Consider the following 23,399-nt stretch of genomic DNA (forward strand, 5'->3'; position numbering starts at 1 on the left):
TGGGCCCCGAGGGGCCCAGGGAGCGTCTCCTTGGGCTCAAGGTCTCCGGTCGGTCAGATGCCGGCCGCGGGCATGTCGGCCGCGAGCCGGTTCCCGATGTGCCGCAGTCCCGCGAGGTCGTGCACATCGCCGGGCAGCGCGGCCACTTCGGCCACCGCCACCTCGGGGTGGAGCGCGGCGAAGCGATCACGTGTGTGCTGCTCGCGGGAGAGCAGTTGCATACGTTCGGCGTGCAGCCTCAGCAGGCCTGCGGTGAGTTCTTCGACGGTGCGGCCTTCCGTGCTGCGGTCGTCGCGGTCTTCGATGCTGCGGTCTTCCGTGCTGCGGTCGTCGTCCGTTCCGGCTCCGTCGGCACTGGTCCGGTCCGCGGCGGGGGAGCCTGCGTCGGATGAGGGAGCCTCGGGAACGGCGGTCTCGGTAGCGGGTGTTTCTGAACTGCCGTACGTGTCGGGAGAGTTACGAAGTCCAGCTTTCCCGCCCACCTGATCCACAATGCGGGCCCCGGCAAGATTTTCCGCGGCGGCGAGCGCGCGCTCGGCGGACAGCTGAGTGGCACCGCTGCCGTGGACCCGGTTCAGCACGAGACCGGCGAGCGGCATCTCCTCCGCGGCCAGCCGTTCCACGAAGTACGCCGCCTCGCGGAGCGCGTCCCGTTCCGGGGCCGCGACGACCAGGAACGCCGTACCGGGCGCCTGGAGCAGCTTGTACGTGGCGTCCGCGCGGGTACGGAAACCGCCGAAGGTGGTGTCCATGGCGGCCACGAACGTCTGCACGTCCTTGAGGAGCTGACCGCCCAGCAGCTTGCCGAGGGTGCCGGTCATCATCGACATCCCGACGTTCAGGAACTTCATCCCGGCCCGGCCGCCCAGCTTCGCCGGCGCGGTCAGCAGCCGGATCAGCTTGCCGTCCAGGAACGACCCGAGCCGTTTCGGGGCGTCCAGGAAGTCGAGGGCCGAGCGCGACGGCGGCGTGTCGACGACGATGAGGTCCCACTCCTCGCGCGCCCTCAGCTGCCCCAGCTTCTCCATCGCCATGTACTCCTGCGTGCCCGCGAAGCCGGCGGAGAGCGACTGGTAGAAGGGGTTGTTCAGGATCGTGGCCGCCCGCTCGCGGTCCGCGTGCGCCTCGACGATCTCGTCGAAGGTGCGCTTCATGTCGAGCATCATCGCGTGCAGCTCGCCGCTCGCGGAGTCGTCGATGCCCTTCACCCGGCGCGGGGTGTTGTCGAGCGCGTCGATGCCCATCGACTGGGCGAGCCTGCGGGCCGGGTCGATGGTGAGGACGACCACCTTGCGGCCGCGCTCGGCGGCCCGCAGTCCCAGCGCCGCCGCCGTGGTGGTCTTGCCGACGCCGCCCGAACCGCAGCAGACCACGATGCGGGTCCCGGGATCGTCGATCAGGGCGTCGACACCCAGGACGGCCGCGGACGAGGGGTCGATCGCGCGGGCCTCGGGCGTGCGGCCGTCCGGCGTGCGGGCCTCAGACGGGCGGGCCTCAGACGTGCGGGCGTCGCGTGTGCGGGCGGGGCCGGACGTACGAGCGGGCTCGCGTCCGCGGGCAGAATCGTTTGCGCGGGCCGGGTCCTGACTCATGAGATCCCTTGCTGACGCAGTTCCTTGGCGAGTTCGTACAGGCCCGCGAGGTCCATTCCCTCGGCGAGCAGCGGGAGTTCGTGCAGCGGCAGCTCCAGGCCCTGGAGCACCGCCCGCTGCTCGCGCTCCAGCGCGTACCGCTCGGCGTACTCGTCCGCCTGGTTCAGCAGCGGCTCCACCAGGCGCTCGGCGACCCCGCCGCGGCGCGCGCCGCCGAGCCCGGCGGCCGACAGCGATTTGGCGACGGCCGTACGCGGCGCCTCGCGCGCGAGCTCCAGGTCGGCCTCGTCCAGGATCGCGGGCCGCACCATGTTCACGATGGTCCGCCCCACCGGCAGCCGCGCGGCACGCAGCTCCGCGATGCCGTCGGCGGTCTCCTGGACGGGCATCTCCTCCAGGAGCGTCACCAGGTGCACGGCGGTCTCGGGCGACTTGAGCACCCGCATCACGGCCTGCGCCTGATTGTGTATCGGACCGATCTTGGCGAGCCCGGCCACCTCGTCGTTCACGTTCAGGAAGCGGGTGATCCGCCCGGTCGGCGGCGCGTCCATCACCACGTAGTCGTACGCGAACCGCCCGCGCTTGTCCTTGCGGCGTACGGCCTCGCACGCCTTGCCCGTCAGGAGCACGTCCCGCAGGCCCGGCGCGATGGTGGTCGCGAAGTCGATGGCGCCCAGCTTCTTCAGGGCGCGGCCCGCGCCGCCGAGCTTGTAGAACATCTGGAGGTAGTCCAGAAGGGCCAGCTCGGGGTCGATGGCGAGTGCGTACACCTCCCCGCCACCGGGAGCGACGGCGATCTTCCGCTCCTCGTAGGGCAGCGCCTGCGTCTCGAAGAGCTGCGCGATGCCCTGTCTGCCCTCGACCTCGACCAGAAGGGCACGCTTGCCCTCGGTCGCGAGGGCGAGCGCGAGTGCTGCGGCGACCGTGGTCTTTCCGGTACCGCCCTTGCCGCTGACGACCTGAAGCCTGCTCACGTCTTCGAGCCTAATTCCTCACTGGGTGGTGCGGTGGCCGTGGGGCCCTGCTTCGCATACGGGTGCCCAGGGAGCGCCCCGCCCAGTCATCGGCCCGGTCGTCGCCCCTGTCGCGGCCCCGGTCGTCACCCCGGCATCGGCCGGGCGGCGGACGGAGGTCCAGGAAAGACGGGCCGCGCCAGCGGATACAGTCGCCCCCATGACCAAGTGGGAATACGCAACCGTGCCTCTGCTCGTCCACGCCACGAAGCAGATTCTGGACACCTGGGGCGAGGACGGCTGGGAGCTCGTCCAGGTCGTGCCCGGGCCGAACAACCCCGAGCAGCTCGTCGCCTACCTGAAGCGGGAGCGGGCCGCGTGAGCGCTGTCGAGGCGAAACTGGCCGAACTGGGGCTGACCCTGCCGGCCGTCGTGCCGCCGCTGGCCGCGTACCAGCCCGCCGTGCGGTCGGGCGTGTACGTGTACACGGCCGGACAGCTCCCGATGGTGGACGGCAAGCTTCCGCTCACCGGCAAGGTGGGCGCGGAGGTCACCCCGGAGGAGGCCAAGGAACTGGCCCGCACCTGCGCGCTGAACGCCCTCGCGGCGGTCAAGTCGGTCGCGGGTGACCTCGACCGCATCGCGCGCGTGGTGAAGGTCGTGGGCTTCGTCGCCTCGGCGGCCGACTTCACCGGCCAGCCCGCCGTCCTGAACGGCGCGAGCGAGCTCCTGGGCGAGGTCCTCGGCGACAAGGGCGTGCACGCGCGCAGCGCGGTCGGCGTGGCGGTGCTGCCGCTCGACGCGCCCGTGGAGGTCGAGATCCAGGTGGAGCTGACGGAGGCGTAAGCACGCCTTCGCCCGCCTCGCCGGGGAGACGACGCGCTGATGGGGCCCTCCGGAGGGACCGATTGTTGCCTCTCGAACATCAGCTCACTCCGGGATAGCCTCCGCCCATGGCGAATGGGCAGTGGTACCCCCCGGAGTGGCCCGAGAGGATCCGCGCACTCGCGGCGGGCACGCTCACACCGGTCGTTCCCAGGCGGGCGGCCACCGTCATGCTGCTCAAGGACACCGGCCCGGGCGCCGACCCCGAGGAGACCGGCTCCGCCTCCGAGGAGACCGGCTCTGCCTCCGGGGACACCGGTTCCGGCTCCGGGGACACCGACTCCCGTCCCGCCGTGCACATGCTGCGCAGACGCGCCTCCATGGCCTTCGCCGGAGGCGCGTACGCGTATCCGGGCGGCGGGGTGGACCCCAGGGACGACGACCACCACGTCCGCTGGGCGGGCCCCACGCGCGCGTGGTGGGCGTCCCGGCTCGGCGTCGACGAGGCCTCCGCCCAGGCGATCGTCTGCGCGGCGGTCCGCGAGACGTACGAGGAGGCGGGCGTCCTGCTCGCCGGCCCGGCCGCGGACACCGTGGTCGGCGACACCACCGGGGACGACTGGGAGACCGACCGGGCGGCCCTGGTCGCGCGCGACCTCTCCTTCGCCGAGTTCCTCGACCGCAGGGGGCTCGTGCTGCGCTCCGACCTCCTGGGTGCCTGGACGCGCTGGATCACCCCGGAGTTCGAGCCCCGCCGCTACGACACCTTCTTCTTCGTGGCCGTCCTCCCGGAGGGCCAGCGCACCCGGAACGCCTCCACGGAGGCCGACCGCACCGTCTGGATCCGCCCCTCGGAGGCGATGGACGGCTACGACAGGGGCGACCTCCTGATGATGCCGCCCACCATCGCGACCCTGCGCCAGCTCGGCGCGTACGGGACCGCCGCCGAGGCCCTCGCGGCGGCACCCGGGCGGGACATGACACCCGTCCTGGCACAGGCCAGGCTGGTGGACGGCGAGCTGGTCCTCAGCTGGCCGGGCCACGACGAGTTCACCAAGCACATCCCGACCGGTGGAGCCCACGCATGACCGACGCCGCAGCACTGCCCGGCCAGCCGCGCGGCGGGGTGCTCTCCGGCCCCGCCACCCCGCGTGCCGTCAACGTCCTCGCCCCGAACGCGTCCGCCATGACCCTGGACGGCACGAACACCTGGATCGTGGCCGAGCCGGACTCCGAACTGGCGGTGGTGATCGATCCGGGGCCCCTGGACGACGTACACCTGCGTGCTGTCGTCGACGCCGCCGAGAAGGCCGGCAAGCGGGTCGCCCTGACCCTGCTGACGCACGGGCACCCGGACCACGCCGAGGGCGCCGCGCGGTTCGCCGAGCTGACGGGCACGAAGGTGCGGGCGCTCGACCCGGCGCTACGGCTCGGCGACGAGGGCCTGGCCGCCGGGAACGTGATCACGACGGGCGGCCTGGAGCTGCGGGTCGTACCGACACCCGGCCACACCGCCGACTCGCTCTGCTTCCATCTGCCCGCCGACCAAGCCGTGCTGACCGGCGACACGATCCTGGGCCGGGGCACCACGGTCGTGGCCCACCCCGACGGGCGGCTGGGCGACTACCTGGACTCCCTGCGGCGGCTCAGGTCCCTGACGGTCGACGACGGCGTGCACACGGTCCTGCCCGGCCACGGGCCGGTCCTGGAGGACGCCCAGGGAGTCGTCGAGTTCTACCTGGCCCACCGGGCCCACCGCCTCGCCCAGGTCGAGACGGCCGTCGAGGACGGCTACACGGACCCGTCCCAGGTCGTCGCGCACGTCTACGCGGACGTCGACCGCTCCCTGTGGCCGGCGGCGGAACTGTCGGTACGGGCGCAGCTGGACTACCTCAAGGAGCACGGACTCATCGGCCGGGAGTGAACGTCGGCCGCTCAGGGGCGCGGGTTCTTGACGCCGTGCACGCGCGCGTACTCCTCGGCGAGCCACGGCCCGAGGTCGTCGACGTACGACCGCAGGACGGCACGGTCGCCGACCGGCTCGTGGCCGAGGACGGCGGCCTTCCGCAGCTGGGCGGCCCGCGAGGGGTGGTTCCGCTCCGGGTAGTGGGCGGCGAACACCTCGGCCATCTCCGCCAGATCGCTCGTCCAGCCGTTCCAGCGGGGCATGACGAGCGTGAAGGCCGTTCGGACGAGATGGCGGGACATGTGGCGCACCAGGGGCCGCAGGGCTGCCTCCTCGGGACCGCCCGCCCCGGTGGCTTCGGCGGCTCCGGTGGCCCTCGCGATTCCGGTGGCTCCGGTGGCTTCGGCGATCCGCAAGCGCCAGCGCGGGAGGAGCAGCGCGAGGTCGCCGTTCGTCTCGCGGGCGAGGAGTGTGTCGGGCCGGTAGCACGGCAGCTCCTCGGCGAGATCGTCGCCCAGCAGCGGCGTACAGAGGCACGCGACGAACCACCCGAGGTCGTGCCTCTCCAGGTCGCTCAGCACCTGTGCCCGGCCGAACAGCAGCGTCCCGGCCCCGTCGATCTGGGCGAACTCCTTGTCGAGGGCCTCGTCGAGCGTGCGCGCGTCCGCCCGGTCCGCCTCCGTGGGGTCCTCGCGCAGGGCCAGCAGCAGGTCGAGGTCGGAACGGCCCACGCGCGCGGTGCCGCGCGGAATCGACCCGTACAGGTACGCGCTGTGCAGCCGGGCCCCGAAGACGCCCAGCACCCGCTCGCGGGCCGCGGCGACGACCGGCCGGAACGCCTCCGGTACGCGCCCGGGGGAACCTTCGCGCTCGATGTACCCCAGGGAGTCGAGCCCTCTTTTCGACATGCGACCACTGTGCCCGGGCGGGGGCGGCGAGAGCATGTCATTTCTCCCCGTTGCAAACGTTCATCGCTGTCAGGCATGCCGCCAGCGGCACTCCGGGCGCGCGGGCGCGGGCGCGGCCCGGCCCGGGTCGGGCCGGCTCCGGCGCATTGTCCTCGTACCTTCCCGCCCCTTGCGCCCCCCAATGAAGGCCAATGAGCACAAGAAGGGCCCTGCCGTGTGGCAGGGCCCTTCTTCAAGAAGTCGTGAGGTACCGCCGACGCGCGTCCTGTGGCGACGACTAGCGCGAGCGCTTCGCGAGGCGCTCCACGTCCAGCAGGATCACCGCGCGGGCCTCCAGGCGGAGCCAGCCGCGGCCCGCGAAGTCGGCGAGCGCCTTGTTGACCGTCTCACGGGAGGCGCCGACCAACTGGGCCAGCTCCTCCTGGGTCAGGTCGTGCACGACGTGGATGCCCTCCTCGGACTGCACGCCGAAGCGGCGCGAGAGGTCCAGGAGTGCGCGGGCCACCCGGCCCGGCACGTCGGAGAAGACCAGGTCGGACATCTGGTCGTTGGTCTTGCGCAGCCGCCGGGCGACGGCGCGCAGCAGGGCGGCGGCCACCTCGGGCCGTGCGTTCAGCCAGGGCTGGAGGTCGCCGTGGCCGAGGCCCAGCAGCTTCACCTCGGTGAGCGCGGAGGCTGTCGCCGTCCGCGGGCCCGGGTCGAACAGCGACAGCTCGCCGATGAGCTCGCCGGGGCCGAGGACCGCCAGCATGTTCTCGCGGCCGTCGGGTGAGGTGCGGTGGAGCTTCACCTTGCCCTCGGTGACCACGTACAGGCGGTCTCCGGGGTCGCCCTCGTGAAAGAGCGCGTCACCGCGTGCGAGGGTCACCTCACTCATGGAGGCGCGGAGCTCCGCGGCCTGCTCGTCATCGAGCGCCGCGAAGAGCGGGGCGCGCCGCAGAACGTCGTCCACGAGTTCTCTCCTTGTCGACCTGCTCAGGGGATCTTGGTCCCGGTGTACCAGGGGTCCGTGTTCCCCGTTTTGCTGGACGGTCCAAACAGTGTGATCAGTCACAAGTCTGCCGCACCGGCGTGTCCGACAGTGCGGCAGGGGGCCAATTGGGGGCTGATGGATGGTGGCCGGGGCAGATGTCGGTGGTGGGCTCTAGGCTGGTCGGGTGTCCAAATCGCCGGTGAGAGCACAGGCCAAGGGGGCTGGGCGCGTGGGTGTACGTCGTGATTCCGCTGTGGGCGAACAGGGTTCCGGTGGAGCGAAGAAAGCGACAAAAGCGGCAGGGTCAAGACCGGCGACGACCGCGGCGGGGGCCGCCGGGAAGGCCGCGGGGGTCGCTGCCTCGGAGATGGCCGCGGCCGCGAAGAAGGCTGCGGTCGCCAAGAAGGCCGCCGCCGCGAAGAGGACCGCCAAGGAGACCGAGAGGAAGAGCGCGCCGGTGAAGGCGCCCGTCAAGAAGACGTCCGCCAAGAAGGCGCCCGTCAAGAAGGCCCGGGCGTCCGCGGTGGGCAGGGCCCGGGCATCCGGGGCGGGCGCGACGAAGAGCGCGTCCGTGACGGCGGCTGCCGGGAAGGCGGCGCCTGCCGGGAGGGCCGCGCCTGCCGGGAAAGTCGTGTCCGCCGAGAGGGCCGCCCGCGTGAGGAAAGCCGTGCCAGCCGAAGAGTCCGCGCCCGCTGAAAAGTCCGCACCCGCCAAGAAGGTCGCGCCGGTCAAGAAAACCGTTGCCGCCAAGAAGGCCGCGCCTGCCAAGAGGGTCGCTCCCGCCAGGAAGGCCGCGTCGGCCAAGAAGTCCGCGCCCGCCAAGAAATCCGTGGCCGGGAAGAAAGCGGTATCCGCCGAAGTGAGCCCCGCCCGAGTCGCCCCCGCCAAGCCTCCCCGGAACGAGTCGCACACGGCTCTCGTCCGGCGGGCCCGGCGTATCGACCGCGAGCTGGCCGAGGTGTACCCGTACGCCCACCCGGAGCTGGACTTCGAGAACCCCTTCCAGCTGGTGGTCGCCACCGTCCTGTCGGCGCAGACGACCGACCTGCGGGTGAACCAGACGACACCGGCGCTCTTCGCGAAGTACCCCACGCCCGAGGACCTGGCCGCGGCGAACCCGGAGGAGGTCGAGGAGATCCTGCGGCCCACCGGGTTCTTCCGGGCCAAGACCAAGTCGGTGATGGGCCTCTCCAAGGCTCTGCGGGACGACTTCGGCGGCGAGGTGCCCGGCCGTCTCGAAGACCTGGTCAAGCTGCCCGGCGTCGGCCGCAAGACCGCCTTCGTCGTCCTCGGGAACGCCTTCGGCCGGCCCGGCATCACCGTGGACACCCACTTCCAGCGGCTCGTACGACGCTGGGAGTGGACCGCCGAGAAGGAGCCCGACAAGATCGAGCGGGCCATCGGCGAGCTCTTCCCGAAGACCGACTGGACGATGCTGTCGCACCACGTGATCTTCCACGGCCGCCGTATCTGCCACGCCCGCAAACCCGCCTGCGGCGCCTGCCCCATCGCCCCGCTCTGCCCGGCGTACGGGGAGGGCGAGACGGACCCCGAGAAGGCGAAGAAGCTCCTGAAGTACGAGAAGGGCGGCTTCCCCGGCCAGCGCCTCAACCCTCCGCAGTCCTACCTGGACGCGGGCGGCATCCCGGCCCCGCCGCTCGGCGCGACCGCCTCCGCCTCACCCGTGCCCGCCGCCTCCACCTCGCCCGCGACCGGTTCCGCCGCGCCCGCGCCCGGTTCACCCTCGCGGGGCACCGGATGACGGAACGATCTGCGGCCTCGCGGGCGTTGAGAGCAGCAGAACGGGGGTGGCGATGACGCGCGCGAGCCACACGCACGACGTACAGGACGGCACGCACGGCACGCGGTACGGCGAGCCGGCCGTGACCAGGGCAGGGCTGCCGGGCTGGCTGGACCCGGTGGTGCGCGCCGTCGAGACGGTCCAGCCGCGCCAGTTGAGCCGCTTCCTGCCGCCGGAGGACGGCGCGGGACGCCAGTCGGCCGTACTGATCCTGTTCGGCGAGGGCGAGCGCGGTCCCGAGCTGCTGCTCATGGAGCGCGCCACCTCGCTCAGATCGCACGCCGGACAGCCGTCCTTCCCCGGTGGCTCCCTCGACCCCGAGGACGGCGACCCGCACACCGACGGGCCGCTGCGGGCCGCCCTGCGCGAGGCCGAGGAGGAGACCGGGCTCGACCCCCGGGGCGTCCAGCTCTTCGGTGTGCTCCCGAAGCTCTACATCCCGGTGAGCGGCTTCGTGGTGACCCCCGTCCTCGGCTGGTGGCGGGAGCCGACACCGGTCGACGCGGTCGACCTGAACGAGACCGCGAGGGTCTTCACCGTGCCCGTGGCGGATCTCACGGACCCGGCCAACCGTGCGACGGCGGTGCACCCCAGCGGCCACCGAGGTCCGGCATTCCTGGTCGAATCGGCCCTGGTGTGGGGCTTCACAGCCGGAATCATCGACCGCCTGCTGCACTACGCCGACTGGGAGCGTCCCTGGGACCGCGACAAGCAGGTCCCGCTCGACTGGCGCGCATGACAGGGTGGCCCCTGTGCTGTGTCTTCCCGGGAGGCTCCGTGTCCCCCTGCCGCTGCGCGGTGGGCCGACCCCCCGGCCAGGAGGACGTGGCTACCGCAAAGTGATGAGGCGAGGCTTGAAGCAGTGAACGTGCTGGACATCCTGTTGCTGGTCGCCGCCGTGTGGTTCGCGATCGTGGGCTATCGCCAGGGGTTCGTCGTCGGCATCCTGTCGGTGATCGGTTTCCTGGGCGGTGGCCTCGTCGCTGTCTACCTCCTGCCCGTCGTCTGGGGCGCGGCGACGGACGACGCGAAGGTCGGTACGACCGCCGCCGTCGTCGCCGTGGTCGTGGTGATCGTCTGCGCCTCCGTCGGCCAGGCCCTCACCACCCACCTGGGCAACAAGCTGCGCCGGTACATCACCTGGTCCCCGGCCCGCGCCCTGGACGCCACGGGCGGCTCCCTCGTCAACGTCGTGGCGATGCTCCTCGTGGCCTGGCTGATCGGCTCGGCCCTGGCCGGTACGACGCTGCCGACGCTCGGCAAGGAGGTCCGCGGCTCCAAGGTGCTCCTCGGAGTGGCGCGGGCCCTGCCCGCCCAGGCCGACACCTGGTTCGACGGCTTCTCATCGGTCCTCGCACGGAACGGCTTCCCGCAGGTCTTCAGCCCTTTCTCGGACGAGCAGATCGACGAGGTGGCCGCTCCCGATCCGGCCCTCGCGACGAGCCCGGTAGCCACCCGTGCCCAGCGCTCCATCGTCAAGGTCACCGGCACCGCCCAGAGCTGCGGCAAGGTCCTCGAAGGCACCGGCTTCGTCTTCGGGCAGCGCCGCGTGATGACCAACGCGCACGTGGTGGGCGGCGTGGACGAGCCGTACGTGCAGATAGGCGGCGAGGGCAGGCGGCTCGCCGCGAAGGTCGTGCTCTACGACTGGGAGCGCGACATCGCCGTACTCGACGTGCCCGAACTGCAGGCACCCGTCCTGCAGTTCTCCTCCCGGCCGGCGGTGCGATCGGACGGCGCGATCGTCGCGGGCTTCCCGGAGAACGGCTCGTACACGATCAACGCGGCGCGGGTGCGCGGCCCGATCACGGCCAACGGCCCGGACATCTACCACCGGGGCACGGTGAAGCGCGAGGTGTACTCGCTCTTCGCGACCGTGCGCCAGGGAAACTCCGGCGGCCCCCTGCTCACCCCGGACGGCAAGGTGTACGGCGTGGTGTTCGCGAAGTCCCTCGACGACCCCGAGACGGGTTACGCGCTGACCGTGGACGAGATCCAGGAGGACATCAGCAAGGGCCGCACCGCCAACCAGCAGGTGGACAGCGACAGCTGCGCGCTCTGAGACCCGTCACCCGGGTCGCGCGAGTTGCCTGTCATGCCTGTCCGCAAGGGCCACGCGGGTGAAGATCCCTGGGCGGTTCAGCCGCGGGGATGACGCAGACGCGCCGAGACCCATCGGGCCCGGCGCCTCAGAATGTGCGGGATTCCCAGCCGGGGGTCCGTGCCCTGCAACCGCGGGGCGCCCCTCCGGTGGGAACTCAGCCCGCCGATCGAGCGGCGGTTGCGTGCTGCGTCACTGTAGTCGTGCGTCCAGCCCATACACCGACGTCTGCCCCAGCCCCAAGGTCGATAACCGCCCCCACGCCCCCCAATTGGCCTATGCGTGAGGCAATTGGCGTTCGTAGAACAGACGTTCCTGGGACCCGTGTGACGCACGGGGCGACAGCCCCCACTGCCGGCCCCCGGACCTGCGATGCGACCTGCGGCGGAACCCCTGATGGGCCCTTTGGCGGAGCTTCTGACGGGGCCCTGCGACCGGTCTGTGATCGGTCTGTGATCGGCTGTGGTCGGCCCTCCGAGAGGCCGTCTCAGCGGTCCGGCTCGGGGTCCTTCAGCCAGTTCACCAATTCGGTGGAGAACGCCACAGGGTCCTCCTCGTGCGGGAAGTGCCCGAGCCCGTCGAACAGCCGCCAGCGGTACGGCGCTTCGACGTACTCCCCGGACCCCGCCGCACTCCGTGTGCGCATCACCGGATCGAGCGATCCGTGCAGATGCAGCGTCGGCACCCGCACCGGCCGTTTCATCCGCCGGTTGAACTGGATGCCGTCGGGGCGGGCCATCGAACGGACCATCCACCGGTAGGGCTCGACCGAGCAGTGCGCGGTGGACGGGATGAGCATCGCCCGCCGGTACGCCTCCACGACGTCGTCCTCCGGCAGCCGGGGCCCCGACCAGTCCCGGATGAGCCGGCCGACCAGGGCGCCCTCGTCGGCGATGAGTTGGCGCTCCGGGATCCAGGGCCGCTGAAAGCCCCAGACGTACGAACCGGCCGCGGTCTGTTTCATGTCCGAGAGCATCGCCGAGCGCCAGCGCCGGGGGTGCGGCATCGAGGAGACCACGAGCCTGCGCACCAGCTTCGGGCGCATCACGGCCGCCGTCCACGCCAGATAGCCGCCGAGGTCATGGCCGACCAGCGCGGCGTCCGGCTCACCGAGGGACCGTACGACCCCGGTGATGTCGAGCGCGAGGTTCGCGGGGTCGTAGCCGCGCGGGGTGCGGTCGCTGCCGCCGACGCCCCGCAGGTCCATGGCGACCGCGCGGAAGCCCGCGTCGGAGAGCGCCACCAGTTGATGCCGCCAGGCCCACCAGAACTGCGGGAAGCCGTGCAGCAGCAGGACCAGCGGCCCGTCACCCATCTCGGCGATGTGGAAGCGCGCCCCGTTCGCGGCGACATCCCGGTGGATCACCTCTTTCGCGCCGGGCACGTCGAGCCGTACGACAGAGGTGGGTGGCGCCGAGGGTGATTGCCCCGCAGGGATGGAGGAGCCCGTCATGAGGACGAGCGTGTCACAGCCTCGACTCCGTCACCGACCCGGTACACAGTGGTCATCTCACGGGGGTGCGGCTTCACGTTCTGCAGTACGGCCGCCGACTCCTTGACCGAAGCCGCCGTCTTCTGCGGGCCCTTCCCCTTCTTGGCCTTCTTCGCGAAGACCACACCGATCAGTGCGAGGACCGCGGCCACCAGCACGTTCGCGGCGAACGACAGCAGGAAGCAGACGGCCATGTTCCAGCCGCTCCAGGTGCGGATGCCGTACGCCAGGGCGAAGCTCAGCATCGGCAGGGAGAAGATCAGTACCGCGCCGGCCGCGCTGAACGCGCCGCCGCCGACCGCCCCGCGCTTGACGTCCCGCTTGAGCTGCGCCTTCGCCAGCGCGATCTCGTCGTGCACCAGCGCGGACATCTCGGTCGTCGCCGAGGCGAACAGCTGGCCGATGCTGCGTTCGGCGCCGACCGGGCTGCCGTCGGGTGCGCTCATCGCGTTCTCCCTGTTGTCTTGGTTGTCGTGTCGCCGTTGTCCTGCCCGTCCGGATGTCCCGGCCGGTGGTTTCGGACCGTCAGGTCCGGCCATTGGTTTCGGGCCGTACGTTTCGGACCGTGTGTGTCAGATCATGCCGGACCGTCGTGCTCCACGCCTGCCCCGCCCGTCACTTCGGCAAGCCTTCGGTGTTCGGCGGCCTTGCGCTCGTAGATCTCGGCCATGCGCAGGTGGTAGGCCGGATCGTCCTGCTCGTACACATCGGGGACGCCCGAGAGGTCCTCGTCGCGCTCCTCGTGCTCCCACAGCCCGCGGTACCTGGCGTTGCGCATCTTCAGCAGCACGCCCGACAGGACGGTCGCGATCAGGGAGCCCGTCAGGACGGCCGCCTTGACGCCGTCGGTGAGCGCCGGGTCGTCCGTGAACGCGAGTTCGCCGATGAGCAGCGACACGGTGAAGCCGATGCCCGCGAGGGAGGCCACCGCGAAGACGTCCGGCCAGGCGAGGTCGTCGGAGAGCGACGCACTGGTGAAGCGGGCCGTCAGCCATGTACCGCCGAAGATCCCGACCGCCTTGCCGACGACGAGGCCGAGTACGACGCCGAGGGTCTCCGGCTGGGTGAACACCTCGCCGAGCGCGCCGCCCGACACCCCGACGCCGGCGCTGAACAGCGCGAACAGCGGTACGGCGAGGCCCGCCGACAGGGGACGTACGAGATGTTCGACCTGTTCGCCCGGTGAGTGCTCCTCGCCGTCGTCCGGGCGGGTGGTGCAGCGCAGCATCAGGCCCATCGCGACGCCGGCGACGGTGGCGTGGATGCCGCTGTTGTACATCAGGCCCCAGACGACCAGGGCGAGCGGCACGTACACGTACCAGCCGCGTACGCCCTTTCTGAGCAGCAGCCAGAAGACGGCGAGGCCGACGGCGGCGCCGCCGAGCGCGGCGAAGTCCAGGTCGTCGGTGAAGAAGACCGCGATGATCAGGATCGCGAAGAGGTCGTCGACGACGGCGAGGGTGAGCAGGAAGGCGCGCAGGGCGCTCGGCAGCGACGTGCCGAGGACGGCGAGGACGGCGAGCGCGAAGGCGATGTCCGTCGCGGTGGGTACGGCCCAGCCCGCGAGCGAGCCGCCGCCGGTGACTGCGACCAGGGTGTAGACCAGCGCGGGCATGGCCATGCCGCAGAGCGCGGCGACCACCGGGAGCGCGGCGGCCCGTGGGTCCTTGAGGTCGCCGGCGACCAGTTCGCGCTTGAGCTCGATGCCGGCGACGAAGAAGAAGACCGCGAGGAGTCCGTCGGCGGCCCAGTGCTGGACGGAGAGGTTCAGGCCGAGGGCGGCGGGCCCGACGTGGAAGTCGCGGACGGACTCGTAACTCTCCCGCAGGGGGGTGTTCGCCCAGATCAGCGCGGCGACGGCGGCGATGAGGAGGAGGACGCCGCCGACCGTCTCGGTGCGCAGCGCGTCCGCGACGAAGGTCCGCTCGGGCAGCGAGAGCCGTGCGAGGACCTTGCGGTTCTTGGCGACCTGTCGGTCGGTGCCTGGTGTGGGAGTGGGCGCGGACACGAGGTCGACCTCCGGTCGGTGGGCAGGGCAGAGCACATGCCGACCAGACTTCCCGGCGCACCTGTGGAAACTCCGGGCTCGTTCGGAGCGCGGACGTTGTGTTGTCGCGTATTTACGTGTTTCGCAGCCTACCCGTCATGGCGGAGGGGCACCCGGCGAGACCGCCGCCGAGTGCCCCTTCGAAGTCCGGCCCGTACGTGACCTGGGTCCGCGTCCGTACGAGGCCCGGGTCCGCGTCCGTATCGGGACCTGCCTCAGTCCTCGCTGGACGCCGCGGGGAGCTTCGTCTGGATGAGGTCCATGACGGTGGAGTCGGTCAGCGTGGTGACGTCACCCAGTTGGCGGTTCTCCGCGACATCGCGCAGCAGCCGGCGCATGATCTTGCCGGAGCGGGTCTTGGGCAGCTCGGCCACCGGCAGGATCCGCTTGGGCTTGGCGATCGGGCCGAGGGCCTTGCCGACGTGGGCCCGCAGTTCGGCTACGAGGGTCTCGGTCTCCGACGCGGAACCGCGCAGGATCACGAAGGCCACGATCGCCTGGCCGGTCGTCTCGTCGGCCGCGCCCACGACCGCCGCCTCGGCGACCGACGGGTGCGAGACGAGTGCCGACTCGACCTCGGTGGTCGAGATGTTGTGCCCGGAGACGAGCATGACGTCGTCCACCCGGCCGAGCAGCCAGATGTCGCCGTCGTCGTCCTTCTTGGCGCCGTCGCCCGCGAAGTACTTGCCCTCGAAGCGCGACCAGTAGGTGTCGATGTACCGCTGGTCGTCGCCCCAGATGGTGCGCAGCATCGACGGCCACGGCTCGGTCAGGACGAGATAACCGCCGCCGCCGTCGGGAACCTCCCGCGCCTCGTCGTCGACGACCGTCGCCGAGATGCCCGGCAGCGCCCGCTGCGCCGAGCCCGGCTTGGTCTCGGTCACGCCCGGCAGCGGCGAGATCATCATCGCGCCGGTCTCGGTCTGCCACCAGGTGTCCACGATCGGGGTGCGGTCGCCGCCGATGTGCTTGCGGTACCAGATCCACGCCTCGGGGTTGATCGGCTCACCGACCGAGCCGAGGACCCGCAGGCTCGACAGGTCGAACTTCGCGGGGATGTCGTCGCCCCACTTCATGAATGTACGGATGGCCGTCGGGGCCGTGTAGAGGATCGTCACGCCGTACTTCTGGATGATCTCCCAGAAGCGCCCCTGGTGCGGGGTGTCGGGCGTGCCCTCGTACATCACCTGGCTCGCGCCGTTCGCCAGCGGCCCGTACGTGATGTACGAGTGCCCGGTGACCCAGCCGATGTCGGCGGTGCACCAGTAGACGTCGGTCTCCGGCTTGAGGTCGAAGACGGAGTGGTGCGTGTACGCGGCCTGGGTGAGGTAGCCGCCGGAGGTGTGCAGGATGCCCTTGGGCTTACCCGTGGTCCCCGAGGTGTAGAGGATGAACAGCGGGTGCTCGGCGTCGAAGGCCTCGGGCGTGTGCTCGGCGGACTGCTTCTGCGTGATCTCGTGCCACCAGACGTCGCGGCCCTCGGTCCACGCGACGTCCTGGCCCGTACGCCGTACGACGAGGACCTTGGCCACGCCGTCGACCCGGGCGACCGCCTCGTCCACGGCGGGCTTGAGCGCGGCGGGTTTGCCGCGCCGGTAGCCGCCGTCCGAGGTGATGACCAGTTTGGCGTCGGCGTCCTGGATACGGGTGGCGATGGCGTCGGCGGAGAAGCCGCCGAAGACGACCGAGTGCGCGGCGCCGATGCGGGCGCAGGCCAGCATCGAGATGACGGCCTCGGGAATCATCGGCAGATAGACGGCGACCCGGTCGCCCTTCTCGACCCCCAGCTCGGTGAGGGCGTTGGCCGCCCTGGAGACCTCGTCCTTCAGCTCGGCGTAGGTGATGGTGCGGCTGTCACCGGGCTCACCCTCGAAGTGGATGGCGACCCGGTCGCCGTGGCCGGCCTCGACATGCCGGTCCACGCAGTTGTACGCGACGTTGAGCTTGCCGTCCTTGAACCACTTCGCGAACGGGGGGTTCGACCAGTCCAGGGTCTCGGTCGGCTCGGTGGCCCAGGTCAGTCGGCGGGCCTGCTCGGCCCAGAAACCGAGCCTGTCAGCCTTGGCCTGCTCGTACGCCTCCGCGGTGACGTTGGCGTTCGCGGCCAGGTCGGCGGGCGGCGCGAACCTGCGTTCTTCCTTGAGCAGGTTGGAGAGGGAGGACGGCTCACTCATACTTCCCCCTCCTCGCTCAGCAGGTCGGCCAGGCTTTCGTTGCTCACGACATCTCCCTTGCGGTGCTGTGCCAGGGGCGCCCCTTGTGTCCCAGGCCACAGCTCATCAGACGCGGGCCCCTGGTGACAAGGGCCGTCCGAGAATTGGTTTAGACCTGTGTGCCGGATCGGTGCGCGGGATCCTGTGTGCGTGTGGCCTGCCCGCGGACACGGGCGGCCACACGTTCTCACGGACGGGGGAGGGGAGCGGTTCAGGCCGGGGGGTCGCGCGGGCCGGCGGTTCAGGCCTGGGTGTCGTACAGGGCGGTCGCCGCGACCCGGTCGAAGAGCTCGCCCTCCTCCTCGTCACGGGAGGTGGCCTCCGTGAGGAGATAGGCCTGGGCCTCTCCCACGTGGAAGTACATCCCGTGCAGTTCGAGCGACCCCTCCTCCAGAGCCCGGGCCACCGCCTCGTGCGCCCGCAGGTGCTCCAGCTGCTGCACGACGTTGGTGAGACAGAGCTGCTCGGTGGCGTCGGCGGGCGCGCGTCCGGCGATCCGCGTCCCGGGCCGGTCCTCGGCGGTCATGCGCTCCACGCTCGGCAGGCCGTGCCGCAGCCACCGTCTCAACGGTGTCCGGGCGCCTCCCGGTTCGGTGTTCATCAGCGCCTGCATCGCCCCGCATCCGGAGTGCCCGCACACGGTGATGGACCGCACCCGCAGCACCTCCACCGCGTACTCGATCGCGGCCGCCACCGAGTCGTCGCCGCTCTCCTCGCCGGGCGGCGGCACGAGATTGCCGACATTGCGTACGACGAAGAGGTCACCGGGGCCGCTGGAAGTGATCATCGACGTGACCAGCCGGGAGTCGGCACACGTCAGGAAGAGCTGTGAGGGCTGCTGCCCCTCCCGAGCGAGCCGGGCCAGCTCGCCGCGCACCAGGGGTGCGGTGTTGCGCTGGAACGTGCTGATGCCGCTGGCCAGTTGATGCCCACTGCGGTGCCCGCCGGGCGGCGGTGTCTCGGGGCTCTCGCAGTGGTGGTTGCGCCAGGGCGTCCAGGGACGGCAGTGGCAGTGCGAGGTCTGCCCGTCGTCGTCCTTGGCGTGCGGTTCCGCGAGCCGCGCCCCGGTGCGCCCGGTCAGCTCGACGGAACCGCCCCGGTTGGTGTGCGCGCTCTGCCAGTCGTGCAGCGACTCGTACGCCGCGTGGTCCATGAAGGAGCCGTCCAGCTCGATCACGGCATCGGCCCCCGGCGGCACCAGATGCAGTGCCCGGCTGAGGCGGGGCACGGCGAGGAACGTCAACTGCCCGCGCACGCGCACGTGGTGGACGCCGTCAGGGCCCACCGAGCGGGTGATCCGCGTGCGGGTGAGGCGGTGCAGGGCGACGCCGACGGCCATGGCGATCCCGAGCGTGACGCCCTCCAGGACGCCGAGGACGACGACGCCGAGGGTGGTGACGGCGTACACCAGCACCTCGCGGTGGCGGGTGACGGTGCGGATGTGGTGCAGGGAGACCATCTGGATGCCGACGGCCATCACCAGGGCGGCCAGTGCCGCGAGGGGGATCAGCTCCAGGAGCGGCACCATCAGCAGTGCGGCCACCGTGATCCAGATGCCGTGCAGCATCGTGGAGTTCCGGCTGAGGGCGCCGGCGTGGACGTTCGCCGAGCTTCGTACGGCCACGCCCGCGACGGGGAGCCCGCCAAGCGTGCCGGAGACGATGTTGGCGGCGCCCTGCCCGAGCAGCTCGCGGTCGAGGTCGGAGCGCCCCTGCTGGGCCGGCCGTCTGGCCGTGAGCTTGTCCACGGCGACGGCGCCCAGGAGCGACTGGACACTGCACACCAGTGTGGTGGTGAGCACGGCGGCGATGATTCCGAGCGCCGGGCCCTCGGGCAGCCCGGCCAGCGCGTGACTCCGCCAGGACGGCAGATCGACCTTCGGGAGGGTGAGCCCGGCGAGGACGGCCGTCGTGGTGGCCGCGGCGACGGCGACGAGTGCGGCCGGGGCGATGCGCAGGAGCCGGCCCGCGCGCCCGGGGATGCGGGGCCAGGCCAGCAGGACGGACAGGGCCAGGGCGCTCATCGACAGCGCTGCCACCTGGGGGTGGGCCAACTGGGCGGGCAGCGCTCGGATGTTGTCGACCACCGAGCTGCTCGGGGATCCGCCGAGCACGATGTGCAGCTGGGCGACGGCGATGGTGATGCCGATGCCGGCCAGCATGCCGTGCACGATCGCGGGGCTGACGGCCAGCGCGGAGCGGGCCACCCGCAGGAAGCCCAGGCCGACTTGGGCCAGTCCGGCGAGGACGGTGAGGGCGCAGGTCGTACGCCATCCGTACTTCTGGATGAGGTCGGCGGTGACCACGGTGAGCCCCGCGGCGGGTCCGCTCACCTGGAGCGGCGCCCCACCGAGCCGGCCGGCCACGAGCCCGCCCGCGGCGGCGGCCACGAGCCCGGCCTGCAGCGGTGCTCCGGTGGCGAGGGCGATGCCCAGGGACAGGGGCAGGGCGATCAGGAAGACGGCGACCGAGGCCGACAGGTCGACGGCCGCGATCCGGGGGAGCCGGGGGGGTCGGGGGATCCGTGGGATCCGGGGAGTTCGGCGGTCGGGCGGGGAGGGGCTGTGCGGCCGCCCCTCGTCCGGGGTGTGCGAAGAGTCGTCGGTGCGAGTGGGGACGAAGGCAGTCATGGTTCCCGTCTCCTCCGGGGCTACGCGGTCGCTTGGGGGCGCGGCCGTGGGTCACGGCGTACAGCGGCGGGATTTATCAACGCTCGGTAAATGAATCGTAATGGAGAGTAAAGGACGTGTCAGGAAAAATCGCGCAAATAGTCCATTGATTCACTCCGGAGAGTGATTAGTCATTTTGATCGGCTTGTCGTACCGCCTCCTTTCGGGACCCCTGCGATCTTGGCCTCGCCGTCTGTTTTGTCCCGATCGAAGGAAGAAGGTGGGCGGAACATGGCCGCCACTCAGAGGTTCACCACGGGCGTCGCCGTCATCGCGGTCTGTGCCGCGGCGCTCGCCGGATGCGGGATCGGCGACACGGGCGCCAGGAAAGGCGCGCGTGGCGAGGGGTCCCACGGTGACGGGGCGCACGACGAGGGTGCGCACGGTGCCAGGAAGGCCGGGGGCGCTCCGGCGCCGAAGCACCCGGTCCGGCTGATCGGCGACGGCTCCACCGCGTTCACCGGCGCGCAGCCGCGGCTGCCCCGGGCCGCGCGGCTGAAGCCCGGTCAACGGCCGCCGCAGTTCGTGGTCTTCTCCTGGGACGGGGCCGGCGAGGACAGCCAGAAGCTGTTCTCGCACTTCCGCAAGGTGGCCAAGGACAACCGGGCGACCATGACGTACTTCCTCAGCGGCGTGTACATGCTCCCGGAGGGCAAGCGCGATCTGTACCGGCCGCCGCAGCACTCACCCGGGCGCTCCGACATCGGCTTCAACGACGAGCAGGGCATCAGGGACACCGTGAAGCAGCTGCGCGGCGCCTGGCTTGAGGGCAGTGAGATCGGCACGCACTTCAACGGCCACTTCTGCGGCAGCGGCGGCGGAGTGGGCGAGTGGTCGGTCGGGGAGTGGAAGGACGAGATCGCCCAGGCCAAGTCCTTCGTCAAGTCGTGGAAGACCAACACCGGCACGGCGAAGGGCTCACCGCTGCCCTTCGACTACGACAAGGAGCTCATCGGCGCCCGCACGCCCTGCCTGGAGGGGCAGAAGAACTTCATGCGGGCCGCCCGCGAGCTCGGCTTCCGCTACGACACCAGCGGCGTCAACGATCAGGTCTGGCCCAAGAAGAAGGCGGGCCTGTGGGATCTGTCGATGCAGCTCGTCCCGGTCCCGGGCCGTGGGTTCGAGACGCTGACCATGGACTACAACTTCATGGTCAACCAGTCGGGGACCACGTCCCAGGGCGATCCCGACAAGCACGAGTACTGGGGCGACCAGATGCGTGACGGCCTGCTCAAGGGCTTCTCCCGCGCCTACCGCGGCAACCGTGCGCCCCTGATCATCGGCAACCACTTCGAGTCCTGGAACGGCGGCACGTACATGCGGGCCATCGAGGAGACCATCGAGCGCGTCTGCACCAAGCGCGAGGTGCGGTGTGTGTCCTTCCGGCAGCTCGCCGACTGGCTCGACGCCCAGGATCCCGAGACCCTCGACAAGCTCCGCACGCTCAAGGTGGGCCAGTCCCCGAAGCAGGACTGGGCGTCGTTCCTGTCCGACCGGCCGGCCCCCGCTCCGGCCCCGAAGGGAGTGCCGGGCGCCCCGGCGGTCAAGCCGTAAGCGTCCGGGGGTCGAGCCGTAGCGCCCGGGTGGTACCCGGGCGCCGTCCGAGGGGGCCGGTCGTCGCCGGCCGACCGGCCGTGTTGGGTGGCGTGAGGCTCACGCCGTGGCGGGCGCGGCCTCCCGCAGGACGAAGGCGGGGTCGACCTGGGCGGCCAGATCGGCCCCCGTGCGCTCATTGCCCCAGGACTGCGCGTTCTTCAGATGGAAGTGGACCATCTGCTGCGTGTAGCGCTCCCAGTCGCGCTGTCCGTAGGTCGCGTCGGCAGCCGCCTGGAGAGCGCGCAGCGCACGGCGGTTGCCGTCCTCCAACTGCTCGAACCGGGGCGGGCGGCCCTTCTCCATGGCGCGCACCCAGTCCGAGTGGCCGACCGTCAGCAGCAGGTCGTCGCCGACCTCGCCCTTGAGGAAGTCGATGTCGTCCTGGCCCTGCACCTTGTTGCCCACGACCTTCAGGGTGACGCCGAAGTCGCGCGCGTACTCCTTGTACTGCCGGTAGACCGAGATGCCCTTACGAGTGGGCTCCGCGACGAGGAACGTGATGTCGAAGCGGGTGAACATGCCGGACGCGAAGGAGTCCGAGCCCGCCGTCATGTCCACGACGACGTACTCGCCGTGGCCGTCGACGAGGTGGTTCAGGCACAGCTCCACCGCGCCGGTCTTGGAGTGGTAGCAGGCCACTCCCAGGTCGGCCTCGGTGAACGGGCCGGTGACCATGAGACGAACGGCGCCGCCGTCGAGTTCCACCGGCCGCGCGCAGGCCTCGTACACCGGGTTGTCCTCGCGCACCCGCAGGAGCCGGGAGCCCTCGCCGGGCGGGGTGGTCTTGATCATCGTCTCGGCGGAGGTGATGCGCGGGTTGGAGCCGCGCAGGTAGTCCTTGATGAGGCCCAGACGGTCGCCCATGGCGGGCAGGTTCCGCGCTTCGGCGTCGGTGAGGCCGAGTGCCGGGCCGAGGTGCTGGTTGATGTCGGCGTCCACCGCGACGACCGGCGATCCGGTGGTCGCGAGGTGACGGACGAAGAGCGAGGACAGGGTGGTCTTGCCACTGCCGCCCTTCCCAACGAAAGCAATTTTCATGTTCATGTAGCGTAGTGGTGCCGCTGCCCCGGAGGGCCGTCGGACGTGAAGAAGACCACTCGTTCGTGGGGCGCGGGCCGGGGTGCGTAGGGTCGTACTCATGAGTACGACAGGAGCGGGTGCGACAGGTACGAACGCCGACCCCCTCGCGGCGCTTGGCTCGCTGCCCGGTGTGGCGGAATCCGTGGAGTCCGTGCGCAAGGCCGTGGACCGGGTCTACGGGCATCGCATCATGCGGCGCCGCAGCAACGAGATCACTGGAGAGGCCGCACTGCGGGGCTCCCGTGGATCCGCGGCGCTGTCCGGCGCGGACTGGGCCCTCGAAGAGGTGCGCCGAAGGGCCGACTTCAGCGGGGACGACCAGGCCAGGGTGGTGGGCGCGGCCCTCAGGCTGACCGCCGAGTCGGGCGAACTCCTGTCCATCTGGCGGCAGTCGCCCCTCCGGGTGCTGGCGAGGCTGCATCTGGTGGCCGCCGCCGACAACGGGGACGCGGTCGGACGTCCGCGACGGGACGGGGAGCCCGCCACGGAGACTCCGGCGGCAGGCGCCGCCGGGCCGCCGCTGATCGGGCTTCCGCTGCCTGGCGCCGGCGAGGTCGAGGGCCGGCTCGACGGTCTGGCGCGGCTGGTCGTCGCGGGGAGTTCGGCGCCCGCCCTGGTGACCGCCGCCGTGGTGCACGGCGAACTGCTCGCGCTGCGCCCTTTCGGCTCCCACAACGGCCTGGTCGCCCGCGCGGCCGAACGGATCGTCCTCATCGGCAGCGGCCTCGACCCCAAGTCGGTCTGCCCGCCGGAGGTCGGCCACGCGGAACTCGGCCGAGCGGCCTACGCCGCCGCTCTCGACGGCTACGCCTCGGGCACTCCGGAGGGGATGGCGGCCTGGATCGCCCACTGCGGCAGAGCGGTCGAACTCGGCGCCAGGGAGTCGACGGCCGTGTGCGAGGCGCTGCAGCGAGGCGCCGCATAAGTCCTTGCCACAAAGGTGCGGCGGTACGGAGTCCGTACCGCCGCTGGCATGTTCACCGGGGTACCAAGCGTCCTCGGAGTGTTGCCCATCAGGTCGGGAACTGTTGCCCGTCGCCTGGTGCGGCTGGCCCGTAATCGACGGGTCGACGTCGCGTGGGTGCCCGGTGTTCATGCGCGGTCCGTGGGGCCTCGGTTGCGTTTGAAGGTGATCCTCTCGGATGTCCTTGGTCTCGCGGGCCGTTAATCCCTTTGTACTCCTGGTCCGGGGCAAGCGGAACCCCTCGCCGCGCTTCTTTACTTTTGCGGTCAAAGATGAACGA

General features: G+C 71.1%; 20 protein-coding genes. 9 read left to right on the forward strand and 11 right to left on the reverse strand.

Features of this window, described 5'->3' with window-relative positions:
• Nucleotides 1-53 precede the first annotated feature (53 nt).
• Both ACH4DZ_RS15610 and ACH4DZ_RS15615 read right to left on the reverse strand, forming a co-directional pair.
• A complete protein-coding gene (locus ACH4DZ_RS15610) occupies nt 54-1,592 on the reverse strand; it encodes an ArsA family ATPase (RefSeq protein ID WP_398287599.1) in 1,539 nt (512 codons plus the stop codon).
• Nucleotides 1,589-2,566: an ArsA-related P-loop ATPase gene (locus tag ACH4DZ_RS15615; protein WP_398287600.1), complete on the reverse strand. Its 978-nt coding sequence runs from the start codon at nt 2,564-2,566 to the stop codon at nt 1,589-1,591. The genes ACH4DZ_RS15610 and ACH4DZ_RS15615 overlap by 4 nt, the downstream gene beginning before the upstream one ends.
• A gap of 199 nt (nt 2,567-2,765) precedes the next feature.
• Here ACH4DZ_RS15615 and ACH4DZ_RS15620 point away from each other — a divergent pair, with 199 nt between their 5' ends.
• The 4 genes from ACH4DZ_RS15620 (at nt 2,766) to ACH4DZ_RS15635 (ending at nt 5,294) form a co-directional block, all read left to right on the forward strand.
• Nucleotides 2,766-2,927, forward strand: a complete 162-nt coding sequence (locus tag ACH4DZ_RS15620) for a DUF4177 domain-containing protein (RefSeq protein ID WP_107018142.1) — start codon at nt 2,766-2,768, stop codon at nt 2,925-2,927.
• Nucleotides 2,924-3,391, forward strand: coding sequence for a RidA family protein (locus tag ACH4DZ_RS15625; RefSeq protein WP_398287601.1), 468 nt, complete (start codon nt 2,924-2,926; stop codon nt 3,389-3,391). Before ACH4DZ_RS15620 ends, ACH4DZ_RS15625 begins: the two co-directional genes overlap by 4 nt.
• A gap of 107 nt (nt 3,392-3,498) precedes the next feature.
• Nucleotides 3,499-4,458, forward strand: coding sequence for an NUDIX hydrolase (locus ACH4DZ_RS15630; protein ID WP_398287602.1), 960 nt, complete (start codon nt 3,499-3,501; stop codon nt 4,456-4,458).
• A complete protein-coding gene (locus ACH4DZ_RS15635; RefSeq protein WP_398287603.1) occupies nt 4,455-5,294 on the forward strand; it encodes an MBL fold metallo-hydrolase in 840 nt (279 codons plus the stop codon). The genes ACH4DZ_RS15630 and ACH4DZ_RS15635 overlap by 4 nt, the downstream gene beginning before the upstream one ends.
• Nucleotides 5,295-5,305: 11 nt before the next feature.
• Here the strand turns inward: ACH4DZ_RS15635 and ACH4DZ_RS15640 are convergent, their stop codons facing one another.
• Nucleotides 5,306-6,184, reverse strand: coding sequence for a nucleotidyltransferase (locus tag ACH4DZ_RS15640; RefSeq protein WP_398287605.1), 879 nt, complete (start codon nt 6,182-6,184; stop codon nt 5,306-5,308).
• Nucleotides 6,185-6,461: 277 nt separating this feature from the next.
• Nucleotides 6,462-7,136, reverse strand: a complete 675-nt coding sequence (locus ACH4DZ_RS15645) for a Crp/Fnr family transcriptional regulator (RefSeq protein WP_016642758.1) — start codon at nt 7,134-7,136, stop codon at nt 6,462-6,464.
• Nucleotides 7,137-7,788: 652 nt separating this feature from the next.
• Here ACH4DZ_RS15645 and nth point away from each other — a divergent pair.
• The 3 genes from nth (at nt 7,789) to ACH4DZ_RS15660 (ending at nt 11,020) form a co-directional block, all read left to right on the forward strand.
• Entirely contained in the window at nt 7,789-8,919 is a 1,131-nt protein-coding gene (gene nth / locus ACH4DZ_RS15650) for an endonuclease III (RefSeq protein WP_398287761.1), read from the forward strand.
• A gap of 52 nt (nt 8,920-8,971) precedes the next feature.
• Nucleotides 8,972-9,697 (forward strand): NUDIX hydrolase, encoded by a 726-nt coding sequence (locus ACH4DZ_RS15655; RefSeq protein WP_398287606.1) that lies wholly within the window; start codon nt 8,972-8,974, stop codon nt 9,695-9,697.
• A 123-nt stretch (nt 9,698-9,820) separates the two neighbouring features.
• Entirely contained in the window at nt 9,821-11,020 is a 1,200-nt protein-coding gene (locus ACH4DZ_RS15660; RefSeq protein WP_398287608.1) for a MarP family serine protease, read from the forward strand.
• A 77-nt stretch (nt 11,021-11,097) separates the two neighbouring features.
• On the opposite strand, the gene ACH4DZ_RS15665 is transcribed toward ACH4DZ_RS15660, so the two are convergent.
• The 6 genes from ACH4DZ_RS15665 to ACH4DZ_RS15690 all read right to left on the reverse strand — a co-directional run bounded on the left by ACH4DZ_RS15665 (nt 11,098) and on the right by ACH4DZ_RS15690 (nt 19,440).
• A complete protein-coding gene (locus ACH4DZ_RS15665; RefSeq protein ID WP_398287609.1) occupies nt 11,098-11,277 on the reverse strand; it encodes a hypothetical protein in 180 nt (59 codons plus the stop codon).
• A 269-nt stretch (nt 11,278-11,546) separates the two neighbouring features.
• Nucleotides 11,547-12,512, reverse strand: coding sequence for an alpha/beta fold hydrolase (locus ACH4DZ_RS15670; RefSeq protein ID WP_398287610.1), 966 nt, complete (start codon nt 12,510-12,512; stop codon nt 11,547-11,549).
• Nucleotides 12,509-12,997 (reverse strand): phage holin family protein, encoded by a 489-nt coding sequence (locus tag ACH4DZ_RS15675; protein WP_210881761.1) that lies wholly within the window; start codon nt 12,995-12,997, stop codon nt 12,509-12,511. The genes ACH4DZ_RS15670 and ACH4DZ_RS15675 overlap by 4 nt, the downstream gene beginning before the upstream one ends.
• 131 nt (nt 12,998-13,128) lie before the next feature.
• Complete coding sequence (gene nhaA / locus ACH4DZ_RS15680) at nt 13,129-14,559, reverse strand: Na+/H+ antiporter NhaA (RefSeq protein ID WP_398287611.1); 1,431 nt, start codon at nt 14,557-14,559, stop codon at nt 13,129-13,131.
• Between the two features lie 254 nt (nt 14,560-14,813).
• Nucleotides 14,814-16,772: an acetate--CoA ligase gene (acs, locus tag ACH4DZ_RS15685; protein ID WP_398287612.1), complete on the reverse strand. Its 1,959-nt coding sequence runs from the start codon at nt 16,770-16,772 to the stop codon at nt 14,814-14,816.
• A 280-nt stretch (nt 16,773-17,052) separates the two neighbouring features.
• Entirely contained in the window at nt 17,053-19,440 is a 2,388-nt protein-coding gene (locus tag ACH4DZ_RS15690; RefSeq protein ID WP_398287614.1) for a bifunctional SulP family inorganic anion transporter/carbonic anhydrase, read from the reverse strand.
• Between the two features lie 270 nt (nt 19,441-19,710).
• Between ACH4DZ_RS15690 and ACH4DZ_RS15695 the strand changes: the two genes are divergently transcribed.
• Nucleotides 19,711-21,033 carry a hypothetical protein gene (locus ACH4DZ_RS15695; protein WP_398287615.1) on the forward strand — a complete coding sequence of 441 codons (1,323 nt, stop codon included), beginning with the start codon at nt 19,711-19,713 and terminating at the stop codon, nt 21,031-21,033.
• Between the two features lie 99 nt (nt 21,034-21,132).
• Here ACH4DZ_RS15695 and ACH4DZ_RS15700 read toward each other — a convergent pair whose 3' ends face one another.
• A complete protein-coding gene (locus tag ACH4DZ_RS15700; protein WP_398287616.1) occupies nt 21,133-22,119 on the reverse strand; it encodes an ATP-binding protein in 987 nt (328 codons plus the stop codon).
• A gap of 94 nt (nt 22,120-22,213) precedes the next feature.
• Here ACH4DZ_RS15700 and ACH4DZ_RS15705 point away from each other — a divergent pair, with 94 nt between their 5' ends.
• On the forward strand, nt 22,214-23,080 hold the full coding sequence (locus ACH4DZ_RS15705; protein WP_398287617.1) for an oxidoreductase: 867 nt from the start codon (nt 22,214-22,216) through the stop codon (nt 23,078-23,080).
• The last annotated feature ends 319 nt before the right edge of the window (nt 23,081-23,399 follow it).

Source organism: Streptomyces sp. NPDC017991 (assembly GCF_044328075.1).
Lineage (GTDB): Bacteria > Actinomycetota > Actinomycetes > Streptomycetales > Streptomycetaceae > Streptomyces.